Origin of the sequence: Candidatus Mycolicibacterium alkanivorans (genome assembly GCF_022760805.1) — a bacterium.
Taxonomy (GTDB): domain Bacteria; phylum Actinomycetota; class Actinomycetes; order Mycobacteriales; family Mycobacteriaceae; genus Mycobacterium; species Mycobacterium alkanivorans.
This window is the reverse complement of record NZ_JAIVFL010000001.1, coordinates 2,736,526-2,759,154: the sequence shown is the minus strand read 5'-3', so window position 1 is coordinate 2,759,154 and position 22,629 is coordinate 2,736,526. Positions and strand designations below refer to the sequence as shown.

The window sequence follows — 22,629 nt, the reverse complement described above, 5'->3', positions numbered from 1 at the left end:
GACGATGACAACCAGCACCGCGGCTGTGGTCCGGGACAAGGGCGGGCCCTTCCACATCGAAGACGTCCAGATCGGGGAGCCGCGCGCCGACGAGGTGCGCGTGCGCATCGTGGCCAGCGGTATCTGCCACACCGACATCATCGTGCGTGACCAGGTGCTGCCGCCCGGGCCGCCGGCGATTCTGGGGCACGAGGGCGCCGGCGTGGTGGAGGCGGTGGGATCCGAGGTGCGCTCGCTTGCCCCCGGCGATCACGTGGTGCTCGCGCCGGTGTCGTGCCGTAGCTGCCGCAACTGTATGAGCGGGCATCCGATGAATTGCGATTCCTTCACACCGCTGAACTTCGGGGGCCGCCGCGCCGACGGTTCCACGGCCTACCGCGACAGTCACGGCGCCGAACTCAACGCCCACTTCTTCGGCCAGTCCTCGTTCAGCCACCACGCAATCGTCCCGGAGCGCGGCGCGGTCAAAGTCTCCGACCAGGCGCCGCTGGAATTGCTGGGACCGCTGGGCTGCGGTCTGCAAACCGGTGCCGGCGCGGTGCTGACCGCGCTGGCACCGCCCGCGGGCGCCAGCATCGCCGTATTCGGCGCCGGGGGTGTCGGCCTGGCCGCGATCATGGGTGCGGTGATCGCCGGCTGCGCCCCGATCATCGCGGTCGACCTCAATGCGTCGCGACTCGACATGGCCATAGAACTCGGCGCCACCCACGCCGTGAAAGCCCCCGACGACGCCGTGGAGCAGATCCAGGCCATCACCGGCGGGGGAGCGGACTTCACGCTGGACGCCGTCGGGTTACCGGCGACCCTGCGGCAGGCCGTCACCGCACTCAACGTCGGCGGCACCGCCGGGCTGGTCGGCGCCAACGCGCTCGGACAAGAGGTGTCCCTGGACCTCATGCATCTGCTGTTCGGGCGCACCGTGAAGGGAATCATCGAGGGCGACACGGTGCCGGGACTGTTCATCCCCCGCCTGGTCGAATTGTTCCTGCGCGGACGATTCCCGTTCGACAAGATCATCCAACGCTACCCGTTTCCCGAGATCAACACCGCCATCGCGGACACCGAAGCCGGCCGCGCCATCAAACCCGTGGTGCTCTACTAACCCACACAGCCTGACCTGGGTCGGTCATGAGAAAGGTACGAAACATGGACGCTTTACGTTACTACTTGGTCAGTCTGGTCGTCGGGGTAACCGCGGCCGGGCTGTGGCTCGGCGGTGGCTGGGTCTGGGCCGGCATCGCGACCTTCCCGATACTGATGCTGCTGGACATCGTACTGCCCGCCGACCACAAGGTCCGCACCATCGGTGCGGCCTGGCTGGCCGAAATACCGCTGTATCTGCATCTGCCGCTGCTGGTCGCGGTGTGGACCCTGTTCGCGTTGCGGCTGGGCGCCTGGACGGGCCACACCGCGGTGGCGTTGCCGGGCGGGACGGTCAGCGCGGCCGGAGTCGTCGGTATGGTGCTGTCGGTCGGGTGGATCGGCGCGGTGCCCAACCTGCCAGTCGCCCACGAGTTGATGCACCGGCGTTCACTGTTCCCGCGCGCCATGGCCAAGGTATACAGCACCGTTTACCTGGATCCCAACCGCGACGTCGGGCACAAACTGACCCACCATCTCGACTTGTGCACCGAGGCCGACAGCGACACACCGCGGCGCGGCCAGACGATTTACGCGTTTATGTGGCAGGCGTCGTACGGGGCGTGGAGGGACGGCGTAGTCACCTCACTGAACTCGCTGCGCAAGCGCAACATGTCGGTGTTTCACCCGAAAAACGCCGTCTATGTCGAGATCGGCCTGTTGGCCGCGCTGTTCGCAGCGATGTACGCCGCCGCCGGGCTGGTCGGGCTGGCCGTGGCCGCCGCTGCAATGGTGTTTTCGAAGCTACTGGCCGAGGGATTCAACTATCTGCAGCATTACGGCATGGTGCGCGTGCCCGGCTCGCCGGTCCAGCTCCATCACGCCTGGAACCACCTCGGCAGCATCATCCGCCCGCTGGGCGTGGAGATCACCACTCACATCGAACACCACTTCGACAGCCGCTACAAATACCACGAGCTCAAGCCACGCCCGGAGGGCGCACAGATGCCCAGCGCGTTCCTGTGCTTCGTGTACGCCCTGGTGCCGCCGCTGTGGGAAGCAAAGATTGCCAAACCACGGCTGCGGCACTGGGATGAGCACTTCGCCTCCCCAGCCGAGAAAGAACTGGCGATGGCGGCCAACCGCGAGGCCGGCTGGCCCCAGTGGGTAGACACGCCGACCACGCGGCCCGCCGTGAGCGCCACCCGCGCCTCGCGTGACTCCGGCCCAAGGGTGAGCGGCTCGTGAACAGATTTCAGCACCACCAGGGCGGCACTCAGGAAAGGACACTAAGGTGATGGGACCGGCTGCAACGCAGCTCATTGTCGACGACCCCGACAGCGGCGTGTTTCGTATCCATCGTTCGGCGCTGACCTCGCCGCAGATCTTCGAAGCCGAGCGCGACCTCGTGTTCGACCGGTGCTGGCTGTACCTGGGGCACGAATCCGAGATCCCCACCCCGGGCGATTTCGTGCGCCGCTCGGTGGCGGGGCGGCCGTTGATCTTCGTGCGCAGCGCGAAGACCGGTCAGATCCGGGCGTTGCACAACACCTGCCCGCATCGCGGCGCCACGGTGTGCCGCGCGGACTCGGGCAACGGCAAAGTGTTTCAGTGCTTTTACCATGCGTGGTCGTTCAACACCGACGGCGAACTGGTCGGTGTGCCCGACCGTCAGGGCTACGGGCCGGCGTTTCGCATGGAGGAGATGGGCTTGCGGCCGGTGGCCGCAGTTGAGTCTTATCGCGGTTTCGTGTTCGTCACCTTCGACCCCGACGCCGAGAGCCTGGTCGACTATCTGTCCGGCGCCCGCGACTACCTCGACTTGCTCGTCGACGAGTCAGAGTCGGGCTGGGAGATCCTCAACGGCTCCAACCAGTATTCCATCAACGCCAACTGGAAGCTGCTTGTCGAGAACAGCATCGACGGCTACCACGCGGCCCCCACCCACGACACCTACATGAAGTACCTGAGCTCCATGGGTATCAGCGTGGCCGATGGGCTCGCCGGGCGGGGCCGGGGTTTAGGCCACGGGCACGCCGTGATGGAGTATAAAGCCCCGTGGGGCCGGCCGATCGCGAAGTGGGAAAAACAGTTCGGCGAAGAGACGCGGCCCGAGATGGAGAACATGCGTTCCCGGCTCGTCGAGTTATACGGTGCCGAACGCGCCGAGGTGATGGCCGAGAACAACCGCAACCTGTTCATCTACCCCAACCTGATCATCAACGATATCCAAGCGGTCACGGTGCGCACGTTCATGCCCACCGCGGCCGACCACATGAACGTCAGCGCCTGGCACCTGGCCCCCAAAGCCGAATTGCCGCAGGCGCGGGCGCTGCGGCTGGAAAGCTTCCTGAGCTTCCTGGGACCCGGCGGATTTGCCACTCCCGACGACGTCGAGGCCCTCGAGTCATGTCAGGATGGGTTCCGCAGCGGCGGGGTCGAGTGGAACGACATCTCCCGCGGCATGACCCGTGAGCCCAAAGCCACCGACGAGGAGCAGATGCGGGCGTTCTGGCGGCGGTGGCGCCAGCAGGTCAGCCCGCAGCGCGAGGTGGTGGCATGACCATCGAACAGCTCACCACTGCCCCTACGGGGGCGGGTGCGACCGCGGGCGGTGCGGTGCAGCGCTGCGACGTTGAGGATCTGCTGTACCTGGAGGCGCAGCTGCTCGATGAGTGGCGCCTGGATGAATGGGTGCAGCTCTACACCGACGACGCCCAGTACATTATTCCGGCCAACGATCTGCCCGATGCGGCGCCGGATCGCGACCTCGTTCTGGTCAACGACAACAAGTCGCGGCTCCTGGCCCGGGTGGACCGGCTCAAGAGCCGCAAAGCGCACCGCGAATACCCCCATGCCATCACCCGCCACCAAGTCAGCAACGTGCGCATCCTCGACCAGTCCGGCCAGGAGATCGGTGTCAGCGCCTATTTCACTGTGTGGCGCTTCCGCAACGGCCGCGACGACCACTATGTCGGGCGCTACGACTACCGGCTGCGTCGCACCGACGGCAACCTGCGGATCTGCTACAAACGCGCGGTGATGGACATGACGGTGCTGCGGCCCGCCGGTGCCGTGAGCATCATCCTGTGAGCGGCGGTCGGCTCGCCGGCCGCCGTGCCGTGATCACCGGGGGAGCGACCGGGATCGGATTCGGGGTGGCCCGTCGATTCCTCGCCGAAGGGGCCGCGGTGCTGCTCGCCGGACCTGACGAGGCGGTGATGAACGACGCGACGGGGCGACTGTCGGCTGACGGCGCGCAGGTCGTGGCCGCACACGTCGAGGACCTGAGCCATTCCGGGGCCGGCGAACGGCTCGTCGCCGCGGCTGTGGAAGAACTGGGTGGAATCGACATCCTCGTCAACAACGCCGGCGGCGGTGTGATCACCGCAACCGCTAACCACACCGAGCAAACCATTCGACGCACCATCGACAACAACCTGTGGACCACGCTCAACTCCACGCTGGCCGTACTTGCCCCGATGCTCGCCGCCGGGTATGGACGCGTGGTCAACATCGGCGCCGAATCCGTGCGCAACGGGCTGAACGGACACGCGATATACAACGCCGCCAAAGGCGGTGTGCACGCGTTCGCTGTCGGTCTAGCCCGCGAATACGCCGCCAGCGGCGTCACCTTCAACACGGTGGCCCCGTCCTATGTTCTGACACCCGAGATCCAAGCCGGCCTGGCCGAGGGGACCCTGCCCGAGGAATTCCGGTCGATCACCGACATCGCCGTCAGCCTCATCCCGATGCGACGCCCAGCCACCGTCGACGAAGTCGCGGCCGCGGTGCTGTTCCTGGCCTCTGAGGAGGCCGGCTTCATCACCGGACAAGTGCTCAGCGTCAACGGCGGAAGCAGCATGGGCTGACCGCGCCCACCCACCTGCGCCCAGGTCCAGGATGACGCGACGGCCGGGTGCCAAGTAACCCAAATGCCGTCAAGTCGCGCGGATTGACGCAGCTCACGAAGGGGATCACCGGACAATGTGCATGACCAAGGCTCGCCGCGATCCTGCAGATCACCCGGCGGCAACGGCCGGCGAATCCAATCCCGGATTGCGGTCACATGTCGCGGCTGACCGGCGGGGTTGGCTGCGCCGTGTCGCGATGGCGCTGGCGGCGATGCTGGTGATGGTTGCCTCGATGAACCTCGCGCCGCGGGCGACCGCCGATCCGGCGCAGTTCGAGCAGCAGTGCCCCCAGCCCGACCCCAACTGCTGGGGATCCGACGAGTCCCGGTATGCGGCGTTCTACACCCCGCCGGACCCGCTGCCCGCCGGAAAGCCCGGCGACCTGATCCGATTCGAGGCTTCGCCACTGGTGTTGGAACCGTCGGGCCAGTTGGGTGCCTACGTGGCCGACGGCACCCGGATCATGTACCGCAGCACCGACAACAGCGGCAACCCGGTCGCGGTCACGGGCACCTACTTCGAACCGCACAACCCCTGGCCCGGCCAAGGACCGCGGCCACTGATCGCCTACGCGACCGGCCCGTACGGGCTGGGTGATCAATGCGCCCCGTCGCGGATGTTCAACCAGGGCATCCACTTCTCCTCGGGCCTGGACCTGCACTTCGGTTACGAGGAAACCTTCATCGCCACCATGGTGGCGCGTGGATTCGCCGTCGTGGTCACCGACGGCGTCGGACTGGGCACCCCCGGCCCGGTCCCGATCCTGATGCGACAAGCCGCCGGCACAGCCCTTCTCGACGCCGCGCGCGCGGCGATGAAACTGCCCGGCACGTCGCTGGATCCGCATGGGCCGGTCGCACTGTGGGGATGGTCCCCGGGCGGACAGGCCTCCGGTTCGGCGGCCGAACTGGCGCCCAGCTACGCGCCGGACCTACACCTGGTCGGCGCCTGGGTCGGGGCGCCACCGGCCGATCTGACCCTGCTGCCGCCGTTCCTCGACGGCAGCCTCTTCTTCGTCGCGCTCGGGTACGCGCTCAACGGGATCGCAGCCGCATACCCGCAGGCCGCTCCGCTGCTCCTGCCCGCCCTCTCCGATCAGGGCAAGGATCTGCTGACCCGCTCATCGACCATGTGCGTGGTCGAAGGGGTTCTGACGTTCAGCTTCCATCACCTCAACGAATACTTCAACGCCGATCCCGCCGAGGTGTTCAGCTCAGAGGCCGTCAGAACCGTTCTGAACGCTCAGCGCCTCGGGACAACGAAGCCCGCGATACCGGTGTTCATCAGCACCAACCGATTCGACCCGTTCTTCCCGTGGGGAGGGTCGCATCAACTCGCGCTGGACTGGTGCGCCCAGGGCGCCGACGTCGAGTTATGGACCAACCGCCAACCGCCGTTCCTGAACAAACTCGCGATCAACCACCTGCTGCCCTACTTCGTCGATGGCGAACGCGCAATGGGCTGGATCACCGACCGTTTCAACGGGTTGCCCACCACACCCCATTGCGCGGACATACCATCCGACTAGCGCCCACGGAGGCCAACCGCTCACGGGGACGAGCCGTTCCCGGCGACGGCGTGGTGAGTGCCCCTGCAAGTGAGACAACCTCGACGCGGGCTGCTGCCGCCTCCTGTTGTGCCTGCTCGACGTCGGAGTCTCGCTCGGCGAGACGAGCTTGATGCTCAGCTGTCGCCGCGGCCAACTGCTGCTGTGCGCGGGTGACCGCGGCGTCGGCCTCCGCCCGCACGGCGGCGATCTCGCTCTGGGTTTCCTCACGGACTTGCGCTGTCTCAGCGGCGGTCTCCTCGGCGAGCTGGTCGGCCTCTTCGCGGTCGTGCTCAGCCTGTTGGGCGCGGTCCTCGGCGAGCCGGGCGGCGCGTTCGGCCGTGGCTGCCCGGCGCTCAGCGTCGGTGATCTTGCTCAACGCATCGCGGCGCGCGTCCTCAACCTCGGCGCCGGCCGCCTCCATATCGCCGGCAGTGCGAATGGCGGCGAGGACGTCGTCGAAATACTGGCGTAGCTCAGCCACCTTGCCTGGGAATTCGGCCAGGCGTTGGTCAAGCGTCGCGCGGGCCATCGACACCGGCGCCGACGTCCCGGAATCCTCTTGGAGCGCACCCCCACCCTGGCCGGCTCGGCGAGCCTTAAAGGCCGTCGCCCGATTGTGCACGGGCCCTGTTGACCGTCTCTCTGAATGGCGACCACGGGATGGCCATTCTTCATGTCGGCCTGTTCGCAATATCGCGACGGCCGACCCGTCGCGGAATCAGGCCGACGCGGCCGCGTGCACCCGGGATACCTGCAATGGTCGCCACCCCCGGCGTCGATATCGCTCATAACACCCGTTCTAGGTGTTTCGTTGCTATTCCTAATATCTTGAGTTTCGCAGTTACGCGGCGGCTGCCGCGCAGGCCAGTTCGTAGTCGCGGTATTTGTGTGGATCGGGCTGAGCTGCGGCAACGCCCGTAATTCGGGATGCGACCAGGGTTTTGCGGAGTTTGGCGAGCATGTCTTCGAAGGCGGGCTCGTCTTTGTGGGGGTACCAGGGCTGGACCTCGCGGCGTGCGGCGAGGTCGTCTCGGTGGTATCCGTGCAGCGCGTACCAGACGATGACCAGGCTGTAGACGCAGAAGCCAAGCGGCACGGTGCGTTCCACCGCGCGCCGCAGTCGGTTGCGGGCTTGGCCGATGCCGAGTAGTTGTTTGCCGGCGGCGATGGCGGTCTCTATCGGCCAGCGGTGGGTGTAGCGTTCCACGATGGTCTGCGCGTCGCTGTCGGTGTCGGTGGTGAAGATCGCCAGGACCCTGTCGGCGGCGGGGTCGCGGACCAGGACGGTGCGGCCTGCGGTGTTGCCGAACGCGCCGTACCAGATCGTGTCGCACAGGGCGATCTCGACGGTGTTGGTGTGGCCGTAGCGGGTCAGGGTGACCGGTCGCCAGTCGGCGTGTGCGGCGAGGTCGGCGGGGTGGCCGAGCCGGTTTCCCTTGAGCCGGGGTCGGCCGCGTCGGCCGGTGTGCGGCGGGGCGGGCGCGTAGAGCGCGGCGTTGACCGGCAGCCGGGTGGTGATCGTGGTGTGCTCGACCAGCAGGGCCTTGCCGTGGTAGGCGGCGTCCCCGACGGCGTGCAAGCGGCGGTTCGGAAATGCTTGGGCCAGAAGTGAAATCATCTGCCCTGCCAGCGCCACCGGGGAGGCGGTGCCCTTGCCCCGCCACAACCGCAACAACACCGGCAGGCACACCGGGCGGGTACAGAACCGCAGCGTGACGACGATGCCGACGATCACCCACCGGTTGCCGCGGCCCAGCGCGTTGGGGTCCTGGGCGGAGCCGTCGTGGGTCCAGTACGCGGCGTGCACCTTGGGCCCCCAGCGGCGGAATAGGGTGTCGTCGACGACCACCGTGATCGGTGCCCCATCGGGCAGCAGCCGATCCACGATCAGCCGGGCCAGCACCAGCCCGATCGGGTCGACGTCCCAGGCGTGGTGGGAGAAGAACCGGCACGCCGAGTGGAACGACACCGCCGCAGCCATGCCCGCTCCGGCGAGCATCCCCACCACCGTGCGCCGGGTGGTCCGCGCCGCCAGCCCGGTAGCCAGCAGCGTGAACAACGCGAACGTCGATCCGCGGCGAAACGCGGGCCGAAACAGGTCCAACAGCGAACGCCACGATGCGGGTAGGGTCAGGCCCGGAAGCATCGGCGGAACTCCATCTCGGGGTTGACTTTTCACAACCGCCGATGCTTCGTCATGCTTGCCACCGGATCACGGCGACACGCCGGACAACGCCACAACAGCCCCAGAAATCACAGGTGTCACAGGCGTCAAACTGCGAAACTCAAGTAATATCTTGAGTTTCGCAGTTACGCGGCGGCTGCCGCGCAGGCCAGTTCGTAGTCGCGGTATTTGTGTGGATCGGGCTGAGCTGCGGCAACGCCCGTAATTCGGGATGCGACCAGGGTTTTGCGGAGTTTGGCGAGCATGTCTTCGAAGGCGGGCTCGTCTTTGTGGGGGTACCAGGGCTGGACCTCGCGGCGTGCGGCGAGGTCGTCTCGGTGGTATCCGTGCAGCGCGTACCAGACGATGACCAGGCTGTAGACGCAGAAGCCAAGCGGCACGGTGCGTTCCACCGCGCGCCGCAGTCGGTTGCGGGCTTGGCCGATGCCGAGTAGTTGTTTGCCGGCGGCGATGGCGGTCTCTATCGGCCAGCGGTGGGTGTAGCGTTCCACGATGGTCTGCGCGTCGCTGTCGGTGTCGGTGGTGAAGATCGCCAGGACCCTGTCGGCGGCGGGGTCGCGGACCAGGACGGTGCGGCCTGCGGTGTTGCCGAACGCGCCGTACCAGATCGTGTCGCACAGGGCGATCTCGACGGTGTTGGTGTGGCCGTAGCGGGTCAGGGTGACCGGTCGCCAGTCGGCGTGTGCGGCGAGGTCGGCGGGGTGGCCGAGCCGGTTTCCCTTGAGCCGGGGTCGGCCGCGTCGGCCGGTGTGCGGCGGGGCGGGCGCGTAGAGCGCGGCGTTGACCGGCAGCCGGGTGGTGATCGTGGTGTGCTCGACCAGCAGGGCCTTGCCGTGGTAGGCGGCGTCCCCGACGGCGTGCAAGCGGCGGTTCGGAAATGCTTGGGCCAGAAGTGAAATCATCTGCCCTGCCAGCGCCACCGGGGAGGCGGTGCCCTTGCCCCGCCACAACCGCAACAACACCGGCAGGCACACCGGGCGGGTACAGAACCGCAGCGTGACGACGATGCCGACGATCACCCACCGGTTGCCGCGGCCCAGCGCGTTGGGGTCCTGGGCGGAGCCGTCGTGGGTCCAGTACGCGGCGTGCACCTTGGGCCCCCAGCGGCGGAATAGGGTGTCGTCGACGACCACCGTGATCGGTGCCCCATCGGGCAGCAGCCGATCCACGATCAGCCGGGCCAGCACCAGCCCGATCGGGTCGACGTCCCAGGCGTGGTGGGAGAAGAACCGGCACGCCGAGTGGAACGACACCGCCGCAGCCATGCCCGCTCCGGCGAGCATCCCCACCACCGTGCGCCGGGTGGTCCGCGCCGCCAGCCCGGTAGCCAGCAGCGTGAACAACGCGAACGTCGATCCGCGGCGAAACGCGGGCCGAAACAGGTCCAACAGCGAACGCCACGATGCGGGTAGGGTCAGGCCCGGAAGCATCGGCGGAACTCCATCTCGGGGTTGACTTTTCACAACCGCCGATGCTTCGTCATGCTTGCCACCGGATCACGGCGACACGCCGGACAACGCCACAACAGCCCCAGAAATCACAGGTGTCACAGGCGTCAAACTGCGAAACTCAAGTAATATACGAAACGTAACAAAACAAAAGTAGGCGAAACGTAACCCCGCTGCGGGTTGGGGGAGTGGAGTCCCCGTTGTTGGGTCCCAGCGAAGTTGGCGGAATCCCGGTAAATGTGGCGGTAGGGTGCGCCCGGTGCACGTGTTGTAGATGTTGCGGTGACGATGCCAGGTTGTGTCGGATGGCAGAGAGCGGCGGTTGATGCCGCCGACGACGTCGAGGCGGTGCTTGCACCGACGCTGTTGTCGAGCAACGGGTTTCGGTTCTCAGCTGATCTTGGCAGAGTTCTCACAACATGTTGGCGGGAGGGCATCTCATCCGATTTGGCGGAAGTGTGTCGGCGGAACCGCGACTCCATGTGTCGCCGCGCGCCTACGCGGCTGTCGTTTCCAAGAAACCGCCACATTGAGTGAGACGGAATTGATGACGACAGGATCGAGACAAATGGCGAGCCGCAGCTTGGCTAACCCCGCAGCCGGATTACGTTGTCCGCCTTCGGCTTTAGCTGCCCCATCGCGCCCAGGGCCGTCATTGCGGCAGCGTGGCCGTCGGTGATCAGGTGCAATGGTGACATCGGATATTGGAACTGTCTGAAAGCCTCCCCGATTTGCGTGATCAAAGATCCAGCTATCTGGTGGGAGGCCAGGTTGGCTCTGGGGCGCCCCGCCGCCATGCCGTCAGTTGATGCGGCGAGCCCACGCCGCGACCAACGACGCAGAGGTCATGAATGTGGTTGGGGATGACCTAACGGCCTGCGCCGTCGTATTTTCTTCCTCGGTGATGAGGCCGGCGGCGATTACCGCCGGTGCGCCGGCTTCGGCCGTGAGTGAGGTTGTCCCGGGTCTCGTAGAACTTGAGGTGGCGGTCCCCCGCTCGAAACCTGCCGTGTGGTAGGTGTCGGGCGTTCCGCCAAGAACACCAACAGCAAGGGGACCACCATGAAGAAGAGTAGCCAGATTCAGTCCGCGGACGCGATCGTGTCGGCGATGCCGGAGCAGGTCAGCGTGGCGATGGGCGAGATCGCCGGGAACATGCAGGAGGGTCTGCTGGCGTTGGCCGTGGGCGCCGGCCTGCAGGTGATGGCCGCGTTGATGGAGGCCGACGTGGCCGAGCTGGCCGGGCCGAAGGGCAAGCACGACATGACGCGGACCGCGGTGCGGCACGGTCGCGAGCGCGGGTCGGTGACCCTGGGCGGGCGCCGGGTGCCGGTGACCCGCCCACGGGTGCGCGCCGCGGACGGGTCCGGGGAGTTGCCGGTCGCGTCCTATGAGCTGTTTAGCTCGACGGAGATCCTGGGCAAGATGGCGATGGAGAAGATGCTGGCCGGGCTCTCGACGCGGCGGTACCCGGTCGGGCTGGAGCCGGTGGGCGAGCGGGTCACCGAAACGTCTTCGGCCACAAGCAAATCGGCGGTTTCTCGCAAGTTCGTGGCGATGACTGAAACCGCGCTGGCCGAGCTGCTGTCGCGGGATCTGTCCGGGCTGGATCTGGTGGCGTTGATGATCGACGGGGTGCACTTCGCCGAGTCCTGCTGTGTCGTGGCGTTGGGCATTGACATCGAGGGCACCAAGCATCCGCTGGCGCTGGTGGAGGGCTCCACGGAGAACGCGACCTTGGTCACCGAGCTGCTGGTGGACCTGCGGGAGCGGGGCCTGGACGTGACCCGCCCGATGCTGGTCGGCCTGGACGGGTCCAAGGCCCTGCGCAAGGCCGTGGTCGACGTGCTCGATCACCCGGTCATCCAACGCTGCCAACTGCATAAGATTCGGAACGTGAAAGACCATCTGCCGCAACGACTTCGGTCCAGTGTCGGCCGGAAGATGACCGACGCCTACCACGCCGGATCGGCGTTGGAGGCCGAGGCCGCGCTGCTGGCCCTGGCCAAGGAACTCGACCGCACCCACCCCGGGGCGGCAGCGAGTCTGCGTGAGGGCCTAGATGAGACCCTCACGGTCCTGCGCCTGGGTGTACCGCCGACGCTGGCGCGGACGTTGCGCTCGACGAACTGCATCGAGTCGATGATCTCGGTCTGCCGTGAACACGCGAGCAATGTCAAGCGCTGGCGCGACGGGCAGATGGCGCTGCGCTGGTGCGCCGCCGGGATGGTCGAGGCCGGCAAGCAGTTCCGCCGCGTCAACGGTCATCAGCACCTACCGACACTGCGAGCAGCCCTCGAGCGTGAGTGCGCCGAATCTGTCGGACCCGTCGTGCACAATGACCAAGTGAGCGCAGCCTGATGCTCACCGGACCGCCACCGAAGTTCCACGGAACTCGGGACAACCTCCTGTCCCTCAACGCCGATCTCGCAGACGCAAACGCGTGGACTGCCGACCAGATGCGCGAACGACGCCAACGGCTTGCGGGGCAGGCATTCGACCTTTTCCGCCTCGATGCCCGGCCTTCGCGATGACAGCAAGGATACTCGCCGTATACAGCGGCGTCGTTGCTCGCCGTCCCGATCGAAGCACTTCCTAACGCGTTAGGTGCGACAGATGAGTGCGGACGTCGCCAAGCTTCTCCGACGCTCCTACCGGCTGCTGGCGGAACGGGTTGAACCAGTGAGCACGGTAGGCGACGACATCGACGCCCTGCGGATCGACTACATGACGCGGGTCGGCGAGATGACCGCTACCGAGTTGCGCGATGAGCTTCAGCGCGTAACGCAGCGGGCCAGCGGCGGTGAACAGACGGCCATCGTCGAGGCCGAGCAGCAGCGACGCCGCGGCGTGCTTCCCCGCCCACCGCTCTAACCTCGATTTTTCGCGCAATGCCCCGGGTGGAGTGTGTTGATACGCGAAAGTGCCTGTCCTGCAAGGAATAATAGGACTTCTTAACGGTTCCATTAGCCTGGCTGGAAGGCACTTCGCAGGTGAAGAGTAGCGCAGCGGTTTCCCGAGTGAAAGTGTCCGCGGATGGTCATGGCGTCGTGTCTCACGCCGGGGTGGGGATGCTGCGGGAACTGGCGGATCTGTCCGGGCTGTCGGCGGGGGTCACCGCGGCGTTGGCCGACACCTATCGGGGCCCGTGGATCTACCCGCCGGGGGCGGTGTTCGCCGATCTCGCCGCGGCGGTCGCTGACGGCGCGACCTGCATCGACGGGGTCGGGCAGTTGTGCGGGGACCGTGAGCACGTGTTCGGTCCGGCCGCCTCGACGACCACGATGTGGCGGCTGGTCGACGAGCGGATCGACGCCGCGCACCTGCCGGCGATCCGGGCGGCGCGCTGCGATGCGCGGGCGGCGGCGTGGGCTGCCGGGGCTGCGCCGGCCGCTGGCAGGTGGCTGCACATCGACCTCGACGCCACCATCACCATCGACCATTCCGACAACAAGGAGAACGCGGCCGCGACCTGGAAGAAGACCTACGGTCACCACCCGCTGCTGGCGTTCCTGGACCGCCCCGAGGTCGCCGGCGGCGAAGCGCTGGCCGGGCTGCTGCGAGCGGGCAACGCCGGCAGCAACACCGCCGCCGATCACATCACCGTGTTGGGCTGGGCGCTGGAATCGCTGCCGGCCGCCTACCGACCCGACCCGCACGATCCCACCGCCCACAAGATCCTGGTGCGGTCGGATTCCGCCGGTGCCACGCACAAGTTCGCCGCCGAATGCCGCAGGCAAGGGGTGGGGTTCTCGTTCGGGTTCGCCGTCGACGCCCGCGTGCGCGACGCGGTCGACACCCTCAACCTCGCCGAGGCCTGGTATCCGGCGATCGACTCCAGCGGCGCGATCCGCGACGGCGCCTGGGTCGCCGAGGCCACCGGCCTGGTCGAGATGAGCAGCTGGCCCGAGGGCACCCGGCTGATCCTGCGCAGGGAACGCCCCCACCCCGGCGCGCAGCTGCGGTTCACCGACGCCGACGGGATGCGGGTCACCGCCTTCATCACCGACACACCCAACGGCGTCGTCGACGGGCAACTCGCCGGCCTGGAGCTGCGGCATCGCCAACACGCCCGCGTCGAGGACCGCATCCGCGAGGCCAAAACCACCGGGCTGCGCAACCTGCCCTGCCACGGCTTCGATGCCAACGCTGCCTGGCTCGAAATCATCCTCACCGCAACCGATCTCGTGGCCTGGACCAAACTCATCGGCTTCGCCGACCAGCCCGACATCGCCGGCTGCGAGATCGACACCTTCCGCTACCGCGTCCTGCACGTCGCCGCCCGCATCACCCGCGCCGCCCGACGCACCCACCTGCGCATCGACGCCACATGGCGCTGGGCCCACGCCATCGCCACCGCATGGCAGCGCCTGCGCACCGCCTTCGGTTGACCACCGCGCCACCCGTCCACCACGACCCGAAAGACCCACCGGCCCTGGAAAGCCCGCCACACCGAGCGACACCGGCCAAACCGTCACACCCACCCACCGAAACCGCGCCCGAACAGCCCCAGCCGACCCCGAACCGCACTCCGACCAATTCGCACGCAAAATCGAGGCTAATGCCCGTGATCGCTGTGCGGCGCGGGCTCGGTTCCCTTCCGGGGCGCCGTCGAGGGCGTCGGAATAGCGAGGGTGGTGACGTTGGCCGGTGCCGAGGCGGGCGCAAGCGGCGAGAAGCTGATGCCGCTGGGTTGGGTACCGACGGGGACGGGGGCCATCGCCGACAAGGTGGACAGGTCGACGGCGGTGACGGTGTTGTCATAGGTGTTGGTCACCCATGCCCAGTTGCCTGAGGCGTCGATGACCACGCCATGCGGGCCGGCTCCGGTGATGACTGTCCCGCGGGTGGTCATCGCCTTGGTGTCGATGACCGACAGAGTGTGCCCTTGGGCGTCTTTGCGGCCTTGGTCAGCAGAGACAACCTCATTCTCATCGGGGGTGAGGTACAACTGCACTGGTGCGTTGGGCACAGGTGCGCTGCCGACAACTTTGCGTTGCGCCAAATCGACTTTCACCACGCTCGGCGGATCGCTGATCCCGGTGTAGGCGTATCTGCCGTCGGTGCTCACGGCGACTTGAGCGGGACCAGACCCGACGGCAACGGCGCCCACGTCCGTGTCGGTGGCTGGGTCGATCAGGTCAAGAGCTCCGTCCATGGTGTTAGCAACAACAATCAGTGACCCGCCGGCGGCGGCCCGCAATCCGTGCGGCATTCCATCGAGGGTGATCCACCCGGCCGGGGTGAGACCGGGAGCCTGGTAGACCGATACCGTGCCGTCGCCGGAGTTGGTGACGTACACCTTGCCGTTGGGTGCCTCGATGACGTGAGCGGGCTGTGACCCGGTGGGTGCTGTGGCGGTCACCCGATAGGTGGCGGGGTCGATCGCCACGACGACGCCGGCGCTGCTGACCGCGTAGACGACGGCCCCGCCGCGGCCGACCTGGACGTTGTGCGGACTTTTGATTCCGTTCAAGGTGATCGTCACCGTTTTGGTGGCCGCGTCGATGACGGTGAGACTATCGCGGCCTTCATCAGCGACCCAGACCGAACCCGACCGGGGCGGCAGCGTTGGTTGCGGCTTGCCCGAACAACCAGTCAGGACAGCCAGAAGCACGATAAAGGCTACGAGCGTGCGAACTGCGGCTTTCGCCATCGCGACCCCCGATCTACCAGGGCACACGAAGTGCCCCCGAGCGCTTCCACGCTACGCCCGCCGGCCTGACACTTTCATGGTGGCGGCCTCCGCTCCGAGGTCTGCGGGCGCAGGACGTCAGTGAGCGTGGTCGAATACCACGAGGGTGTGGGCCAGTGCGCCGTCGACGAAATAGGCCCGGCAGTCGAAGTGGTCCTGGATCGTCGAGCCCACTTCGCTGGGTGCGTTGACCACTCCGGAAACGTTCAGCACCGTAATGCGGGAGATATCAACGCCCTTCAGCGGTTCGCTGGCTGTCAACGAGGAAAAGTCGCGGCCCTCGGCGTCGAGGCTACTGGTCTCGGTACGGCTGTCAGAGATCGTGGCCTTGGCGGGGGATACCAACCGCTTCACCACATCTGACTCGCACCGCTGTTGGGCAGACTGCTCGGCAGAGGGTGCAGAATCCCCGGACTTGCCCAGCTCTAGCGCGCCGGTGGCGACGGCGATCGCGACGATGGCCACCCCAGCGGCGATCAAGGCGGCGGCCCACAACAGCGGGCTGCGGTTTCCGCGGCGATCACCGTGGTGGTTGCCCATCGTCTCCCTGCCTGACGTGATGGCTCACGATTTCTGCTGCGGACGATACGCGATGCCACGCCCTGCCCGGATTGGTGGAAGCAGCTGACGCCGGGGCGGGCGCAGGCGGTGCTGAACTCAAAGCGGACGCGTGATCGACAGTCATCGGTGTTGCCCACGAGACAGCACCAGCCCAGCGGCGACAGTTAAGATCACCAGCCACGCTGTCGCAGCGAGCAGCGGTCTGGTCTGGTCGAAGTGCGCAGTCAAGCCGGTGTCGAACAGCACCTTGGTCCAGCCGTAGCCTGGCAGCGCCTGTGCCCCTGCCGCCGGGATGGGGCGAAGCATCGGGCTTTGGGCAATACCGAGGTCAGGAACGGGACGAGAAAGGCGACAGACACGCCGGCGACCCGGCCGAACAGTGGGCCGATGACGACGCCGATTAGGGCGTAGGTCGCTCCTAGCCTCGATTTTGCGTGCGAATTGGTCGGAGTGCGGTTCGGGGTCGGCTGGGGCTGTTCGGGCGCGGTTTCGGTGGGTGGGTGTGACGGTTTGGCCGGTGTCGCTCGGTGTGGCGGGCTTTCCAGGGCCGGTGGGTCTTTCGGGTCGTGGTGGACGTGTGGTGCGGTGGTCAACCGAAGGCGGTGCGCAGACGCTGCCATGCGGTGGCGATGGCGTGGGCCCAGCGCCATGTGGCGTCGATGCGCAGGTGGGTGCGTCGGGCGGCGCGGGTGATGCGGGCGGCGACGTGCAGGACGCGGTAGCGGAAGGTGTCGATCTCGCAGCCGGCGATGTCGGGCTGGTCGGCGAAGCCGATGAGTTTGGTCCAGGCCACGAGATCGGTTGCGGTGAGGATGATTTCGAGCCAGGCAGCGTTGGCATCGAAGCCGTGGCAGGGCAGGTTGCGCAGCCCGGTGGTTTTGGCCTCGCGGATGCGGTCCTCGACGCGGGCGTGTTGGCGATGCCGCAGCTCCAGGCCGGCGAGTTGCCCGTCGACGACGCCGTTGGGTGTGTCGGTGATGAAGGCGGTGACCCGCATCCCGTCGGCGTCGGTGAACCGCAGCTGCGCGCCGGGGTGGGGGCGTTCCCTGCGCAGGATCAGCCGGGTGCCCTCGGGCCAGCTGCTCATCTCGACCAGGCCGGTGGCCTCGGCGACCCAGGCGCCGTCGCGGATCGCGCCGCTGGAGTCGATCGCCGGATACCAGGCCTCGGCGAGGTTGAGGGTGTCGACCGCGTCGCGCACGCGGGCGTCGACGGCGAACCCGAACGAGAACCCCACCCCTTGCCTGCGGCATTCGGCGGCGAACTTGTGCGTGGCACCGGCGGAATCCGACCGCACCAGGATCTTGTGGGCGGTGGGATCGTGCGGGTCGGGTCGGTAGGCGGCCGGCAGCGATTCCAGCGCCCAGCCCAACACGGTGATGTGATCGGCGGCGGTGTTGCTGCCGGCGTTGCCCGCTCGCAGCAGCCCGGCCAGCGCTTCGCCGCCGGCGACCTCGGGGCGGTCCAGGAACGCCAGCAGCGGGTGGTGACCGTAGGTCTTCTTCCAGGTCGCGGCCGCGTTCTCCTTGTTGTCGGAATGGTCGATGGTGATGGTGGCGTCGAGGTCGATGTGCAGCCACCTGCCAGCGGCCGGCGCAGCCCCGGCAGCCCACGCCGCCGCCCGCGCATCGCAGCGCGCCGCCCGGATCGCCGGCAGGTGCGCGGCGTCGATCCGCTCGTCGACCAGCCGCCACATCGTGGTCGTCGAGGCGGCCGGACCGAACACGTGCTCACGGTCCCCGCACAACTGCCCGACCCCGTCGATGCAGGTCGCGCCGTCAGCGACCGCCGCGGCGAGATCGGCGAACACCGCCCCCGGCGGGTAGATCCACGGGCCCCGATAGGTGTCGGCCAACGCCGCGGTGACCCCCGCCGACAGCCCGGACAGATCCGCCAGTTCCCGCAGCATCCCCACCCCGGCGTGAGACACGACGCCATGACCATCCGCGGACACTTTCACTCGGGAAACCGCTGCGCTACTCTTGTCGGGTAGCCCGAGCGCATTGCTGCGCCCGGGCCCCCTCAGAACCGGACGTGCGACTTTCACCGCATCCGGCTCAAGCAAGCCCCGAGGGCGTCTGTCTACTGAATTGGCTGGACCCGCTGCCTATTTCGTTGTTCACGTTGTCGGCAGTGGGCGTGCATGAGGCGGTGCGCGGTCGGATCGTCGCCCTGGGCTGCATCCATCACAACGGCGTTGCTGCGGAGTGCTCGCGTGAGTGTGCTGGTCCACTGGCCCCACTCGTGTGGGCTTTGCGGACCGTGGTCGGCATGCAGCAGGAACGTGTTGCAACCGGGGCAGCGTCCGTGCTGCCGCAGCAGCAGGGACGCGGTGATTCCACCCAGGAGCGAGTACGTTTTGCGGCGCCGATCTGCCCAGTACTGGTCCAGGGCCGGGTCGTCTGGCGACGCGGTTCCCATGACCAGCCGGTGGCGGACGATCTTGGTCCAGACGAACTGGCGCAGGTAGATGCCGCTGTCGCGGTCACCGAAAACCCACCGGTCCTGTCTGGACGGGTTGAACTTACCGAAATACCTGTTGACGACCCAGTGTCTCGGCTTGTTCGGGTGGGAGCGCAGCGCCCACCGGTAGAGATGCTGCCACAGGTGATGATCGAGCGTGGCGAACGCCTCTTTGGAGACCGCGTTCCGGTAGTAGGCGGACCAGCCCCGGATGATCGGGGTGAGCCGCCGGATCACCGCTTCGGCGTTGGCTCCCCGAAGGGAGCGCACTTCTGCAGCGAGTCGCTGCCGGATCCGCTTCATCGCCGCCGGGCTGGGTTTGATGAGCAGCTTGCCGCGGTAGCGGCGGATGTTGAATCCCAGAAAGTCGAAGCCCTGGTCAGCGTGGACGATCTGCGTTTTGTCCTCGTTGAACGCAAGGCCTCGCGGGAGCAGCCACTCACCGAGCCGGCGCCAGACCTGCTCGGCCTGGTCGCTGGTGTGACACATGACGACGAAGTCGTCGGCGTAGCGCACCAGTACCGGCGAGTCCGCCCTGGTCTCGACCCCGTAGGTATCGCGACGCAGATAGCGGACACCGGCGGCTTCTTCCATCCCGTGCAGCGCAATGTTGAGCAGCATCGGGCTGATCACCCCACCTTGTGGGGTTCCCTGCTCGGTCGGGGCGAATCGGCCCCGCTCGACCACACCGGCGGCCAGCCACCCGGCGATCATCGCCCTGCCGGGGAAGGTGCCCAGGTGAGCAAGGAGACGGTCGTGATCGATGCGGTCGAACGCCGCTGACAGGTCGGCGTCGAGGATCCATTGACGCTTGGCCCGCCGGCCTTTGAGCGTCCAGTAGATCGCCTCGATCGCGTCGTGACAGCCACGTCCAGGCCGAAACCCATACGAGCGCGGCTCAAACCGCGCCTCCCACTCGGGTTCCAGCGCGTTGGCGACCCGGGCTTGTTGCACCCGGTCGCGCAGTACCGGAATCCCCAGGGGCCGTTGCTTCCCATTCGCTTTCGGGATGTAGACCCGCTTGACCGGGCGGGCCTGCCAAGGCGTCGTATGTCGGTGTAGATCCACCGCCAACGCCGCCCTGTCCGGTGCGGTCACCGCGACCTCACCGTCAATGCCCGCAGTCTTGCGGCCAGCATTGTGCTGTGTCACCCGCCGCACGCTGTGCAGCGTGTTCGACCGGCTCCGCAGCATCAGCTTCTGCAGGTTGCGAACCCGTTTAAGGTCCCCATCCTGCGACGCCTTGAAGATCCGTCGCCGCAGCCGCCGTACGTCATCCTCGACCGGGCGCCACAAGATCGCGTCCCAGTCCAGGTTGTCGTCTTGCGGTCCGTTCACCAGGTCGGTGTCTAACTTGTCCACAAGTGCAGGCGTTGTCATCGTCGCTTCTCCAAAGGCTCACCTGGCCCACGTCAGCGCCACTTGCAAGGCCCGGGGCAGTACCCGGTATCCGGCCAGTTATCCGGGCCGACCGCTGAAGGAGACGGTATGCACGGCACGGTTTCCTGTTGCCTTTCGGCCACCGGCGTTGGCTTCTTGGGCCATCCTGTTCCCGCCACAGGAGTTCGGTCTTCCTCACGGTCGACTCACCGAGACACTGCCCGGACCGGGGCGGGGTTTCCACGTTCCACATGCGCAAGACTCGGCCGGGGAGGGTGCCGCCTATATCCCGGGAGCGGCGGTGTTCATGCGACCGATCAAGTGCCCTGGGTCGCCGCCTGCCGCTTCCCAGCGGCCAGCTCCTGCACCCCGGTACCGCAATCCATCTATCCGGGGCTCACTTTGACGAGACGTCCTCAGCGGTTCACTCACGTTCACCCGTCCGGCCTTCCCCTCACCCGCAACCCTCGGATGGATCAAGGACCGCTTCGGCTTTCCCCTGAGCTTCGCACCTCACCGTTACCAGCGACGCACGTCAGGGGTGGGGACAGGGCAACGAACACATACCCGGGCTACGTCATCGACAACACCGCCGACCTCCACTCAACGCGCCACTTAACACATGCGACCTCGTGTCGCACCACCTGCGAAGTGCCTTCCAGCCAGGCTAATGGAACCGTTAAGAAGTCCTATTATTCCTTGCAGGACAGGCACTTTCGCGTATCAACACACTCCACCCGGGGCATTGCGCGAAAAATCGAGGCTAGGCCAAGGTTGGCCGCGGCGAAGCCGGCCCACTGTCGGGCGCTGAACACGGTGGCGGTCACCGCGAGCGCGGCCGCACAGATCACCACGACGGCCGCGGCGACCACACTCAGTCGGGCGGCCACAGCCATGCTGATGCGATAGCCGGCGACGCTGAGCCGCCGGTCTCCGGCCGCCGAGTCGATCACGACGAACATGCCGGCCAGGGCAGCCAGCGACCCGACCGCGATTGGGGCCATGGTTCCGGCGTGCACCTCGGGGAACCAGAATGGCTGGTTGGTGCTGATGCCGTTTTCGGTCACCGCCACGATCAGGGTGCGCGCCGGGGTGGTGGCCTTGGCCAGCAGGAGGAACACCGAGGGCACGATGACCAGCAGAACCAGCAGCACAGGGTTGCGCCGAAGATCGACCAGGCCGAGCCGTACCGCGGTCACGAACTGCCCCGAGGGACGAAGTTTGCGGCCAGCGGTAGCCCCGCAATGGGGCGCCCGACCTCGCCAAACGCCATCCCTTCGACGGGACGGGGCCGTGTCAGTTCTCACGCGAAGTGGCGAATTCTCAGGGATCTGGCGAAACGGTGGCGAGTTCTCACCGAAGCGGCGAAAGATGGACGGGTGCTGGAGGCTTTTGAGCTCAACGGGGTTTCGCTTGCCGTAGGTGAGGACGGGTTCGATGCGGTGTTGTGACCGCGTCCGGGGACGGGCGGCGGGTGCCGTGGCGGTGGCTACCACAGGTGGTCGATGAGATTGGGGGACCGGTGCGGGCGTTGCGGTCCCACCACGGTCAACGCAATTTCCCGGGCTGGTATTGGTCTTCGACGTTGGGCCGGCGGGTCGGGTTCGAGTCGTGGGTGGCGCGGGATCATTTGTTGGCGCTGGATTTCGACCCGGACGTGGTGGACATCGTGTCGCAGCGTTTTGGTTGGTCTGGCGAGATGGGCAGGGCAAGCAGCGGCGCCATGCGCCGGACTTCCTGGTGCGGCGAACCACGGGCGGGTGCACGCTGGTACTGGATTCGCGCCCGCGGGAGTCGATCGGGGATCGGGCCGCGTTCGCGGCGATGTCGCAGGCCAGCAGCATGGTCAGCTGGGAGTACGCGCTGTGGGATTGCCTGGATCCGGTGGTGGCGGCCAATCATCGCTGGCTGGGCGGCTATCGGCACCCGCGTTGCTTCGACGAGGCGGTTTTGTCGCGGATCGGCCTACCGCCACGTCGGATGCTGCGGTGACTATGAGCTGGGTTTTCTTGGCCTGCGGGCTGTTGTCGCGTGTCGGTGCCGGGCTCCACGAGCCGCGGCCGCCTGCTACATTCCCCGCTGTGAAGATCCTGTACGTCGCCCTCGCCGCATCCGTGACGCTGACGCTCACAGCCTGCGGCGGAGCACATGACAGCTCAACGGTCCATTGACGGTGCACGAGTGCGGATTCCGGGCAGAGCTCGAGCGGCGAGGCTACGGGCCAGATGCAGTCCAGTGGCGGATCCGTCACTTGAGGGCATTGAACCGCTGGCACTCGCAGTAGTTAACTGGTAACCTGCCGTATCGCTTTGTGGCGAGTAGCACGTTTCCGTCATATCTCTCGCAATATCGGC

At 66.9% G+C, this 22,629-nt stretch carries 19 protein-coding genes; 10 read left to right on the top strand and 9 right to left on the bottom strand.

From position 1 onward, the window contains the following. The first annotated feature begins 4 nt into the window (after positions 1 to 4). The 6 genes from K9U37_RS13595 (at position 5) to K9U37_RS13570 (ending at position 6,522) form a co-directional block, all read left to right on the top strand. Positions 5 to 1,102, top strand: coding sequence for an NAD(P)-dependent alcohol dehydrogenase (locus K9U37_RS13595; protein ID WP_243072130.1), 1,098 nt, complete (start codon positions 5 to 7; stop codon positions 1,100 to 1,102). Between the two features lie 44 nt (positions 1,103 to 1,146). Then, positions 1,147 to 2,328, top strand: a complete 1,182-nt coding sequence (locus K9U37_RS13590) for a fatty acid desaturase (RefSeq protein WP_243072129.1) — start codon at positions 1,147 to 1,149, stop codon at positions 2,326 to 2,328. Positions 2,329 to 2,377: 49 nt separating this feature from the next. Beyond that, positions 2,378 to 3,643, top strand: coding sequence for an aromatic ring-hydroxylating oxygenase subunit alpha (locus K9U37_RS13585; RefSeq protein ID WP_243072128.1), 1,266 nt, complete (start codon positions 2,378 to 2,380; stop codon positions 3,641 to 3,643). After that, positions 3,640 to 4,173, top strand: a complete 534-nt coding sequence (locus K9U37_RS13580) for an aromatic-ring-hydroxylating dioxygenase subunit beta (protein WP_243072127.1) — start codon at positions 3,640 to 3,642, stop codon at positions 4,171 to 4,173. Before K9U37_RS13585 ends, K9U37_RS13580 begins: the two co-directional genes overlap by 4 nt. Then, the gene (locus tag K9U37_RS13575; RefSeq protein WP_243072126.1) at positions 4,170 to 4,952 is read left to right on the top strand and encodes an SDR family NAD(P)-dependent oxidoreductase; all 783 of its coding nucleotides are present in this window, start codon (positions 4,170 to 4,172) and stop codon (positions 4,950 to 4,952) included. Before K9U37_RS13580 ends, K9U37_RS13575 begins: the two co-directional genes overlap by 4 nt. A 238-nt stretch (positions 4,953 to 5,190) precedes the next feature. After that, positions 5,191 to 6,522 carry a lipase family protein gene (locus K9U37_RS13570; RefSeq protein WP_372489570.1) on the top strand — a complete coding sequence of 444 codons (1,332 nt, stop codon included), beginning with the start codon at positions 5,191 to 5,193 and terminating at the stop codon, positions 6,520 to 6,522. Here the strand turns inward: K9U37_RS13570 and K9U37_RS13565 are convergent. From K9U37_RS13565 to K9U37_RS13555, 3 genes are all read right to left on the bottom strand, one after another. Further along, positions 6,473 to 7,024, bottom strand: coding sequence for a hypothetical protein (locus K9U37_RS13565; RefSeq protein WP_243072124.1), 552 nt, complete (start codon positions 7,022 to 7,024; stop codon positions 6,473 to 6,475). The genes K9U37_RS13570 and K9U37_RS13565 overlap by 50 nt on opposite strands. Positions 7,025 to 7,384: 360 nt before the next feature. Continuing rightward, positions 7,385 to 8,689 (bottom strand): IS701 family transposase, encoded by a 1,305-nt coding sequence (locus K9U37_RS13560; RefSeq protein ID WP_243070555.1) that lies wholly within the window; start codon positions 8,687 to 8,689, stop codon positions 7,385 to 7,387. 164 nt (positions 8,690 to 8,853) lie between these two features. After that, the gene (locus K9U37_RS13555; RefSeq protein ID WP_243070555.1) at positions 8,854 to 10,158 is read right to left on the bottom strand and encodes an IS701 family transposase; all 1,305 of its coding nucleotides are present in this window, start codon (positions 10,156 to 10,158) and stop codon (positions 8,854 to 8,856) included. Between the two features lie 1,080 nt (positions 10,159 to 11,238). On the opposite strand from K9U37_RS13555, the gene K9U37_RS13550 reads away from it, so the two are divergent. The 3 genes from K9U37_RS13550 to K9U37_RS13540 all read left to right on the top strand — a co-directional run bounded on the left by K9U37_RS13550 (position 11,239) and on the right by K9U37_RS13540 (position 14,567). Further along, positions 11,239 to 12,537, top strand: a complete 1,299-nt coding sequence (locus K9U37_RS13550) for an IS256 family transposase (protein ID WP_243070586.1) — start codon at positions 11,239 to 11,241, stop codon at positions 12,535 to 12,537. A gap of 255 nt (positions 12,538 to 12,792) precedes the next feature. Next, complete coding sequence (locus K9U37_RS13545; protein ID WP_243072123.1) at positions 12,793 to 13,050, top strand: hypothetical protein; 258 nt, start codon at positions 12,793 to 12,795, stop codon at positions 13,048 to 13,050. 119 nt (positions 13,051 to 13,169) lie between these two features. After that, the gene (locus tag K9U37_RS13540) at positions 13,170 to 14,567 is read left to right on the top strand and encodes an IS1380 family transposase (RefSeq protein ID WP_243069986.1); all 1,398 of its coding nucleotides are present in this window, start codon (positions 13,170 to 13,172) and stop codon (positions 14,565 to 14,567) included. Positions 14,568 to 14,734: 167 nt separating this feature from the next. Here K9U37_RS13540 and K9U37_RS13535 read toward each other — a convergent pair whose 3' ends face one another. The 6 genes from K9U37_RS13535 to K9U37_RS13510 all read right to left on the bottom strand — a co-directional run bounded on the left by K9U37_RS13535 (position 14,735) and on the right by K9U37_RS13510 (position 21,474). Beyond that, complete coding sequence (locus K9U37_RS13535) at positions 14,735 to 15,793, bottom strand: hypothetical protein (protein WP_372489518.1); 1,059 nt, start codon at positions 15,791 to 15,793, stop codon at positions 14,735 to 14,737. A 156-nt stretch (positions 15,794 to 15,949) separates the two neighbouring features. Beyond that, positions 15,950 to 16,411 carry a hypothetical protein gene (locus K9U37_RS13530; protein ID WP_243072121.1) on the bottom strand — a complete coding sequence of 154 codons (462 nt, stop codon included), beginning with the start codon at positions 16,409 to 16,411 and terminating at the stop codon, positions 15,950 to 15,952. A 141-nt stretch (positions 16,412 to 16,552) separates the two neighbouring features. Next, a complete protein-coding gene (locus tag K9U37_RS20550) occupies positions 16,553 to 16,738 on the bottom strand; it encodes a hypothetical protein (protein ID WP_372489517.1) in 186 nt (61 codons plus the stop codon). A gap of 283 nt (positions 16,739 to 17,021) precedes the next feature. Then, the gene (locus K9U37_RS13520; RefSeq protein WP_243073371.1) at positions 17,022 to 18,458 is read right to left on the bottom strand and encodes an IS1380 family transposase; all 1,437 of its coding nucleotides are present in this window, start codon (positions 18,456 to 18,458) and stop codon (positions 17,022 to 17,024) included. A gap of 56 nt (positions 18,459 to 18,514) precedes the next feature. Further along, complete coding sequence (gene ltrA, locus K9U37_RS13515) at positions 18,515 to 20,275, bottom strand: group II intron reverse transcriptase/maturase (protein WP_243072120.1); 1,761 nt, start codon at positions 20,273 to 20,275, stop codon at positions 18,515 to 18,517. Positions 20,276 to 20,967: 692 nt separating this feature from the next. Next, positions 20,968 to 21,474 carry a hypothetical protein gene (locus K9U37_RS13510; protein WP_243072119.1) on the bottom strand — a complete coding sequence of 169 codons (507 nt, stop codon included), beginning with the start codon at positions 21,472 to 21,474 and terminating at the stop codon, positions 20,968 to 20,970. A 487-nt stretch (positions 21,475 to 21,961) separates the two neighbouring features. Here K9U37_RS13510 and K9U37_RS13505 point away from each other — a divergent pair, with 487 nt between their 5' ends. Beyond that, a complete protein-coding gene (locus K9U37_RS13505; protein ID WP_243072118.1) occupies positions 21,962 to 22,267 on the top strand; it encodes a hypothetical protein in 306 nt (101 codons plus the stop codon). Positions 22,268 to 22,629: the final 362 nt, after the last annotated feature.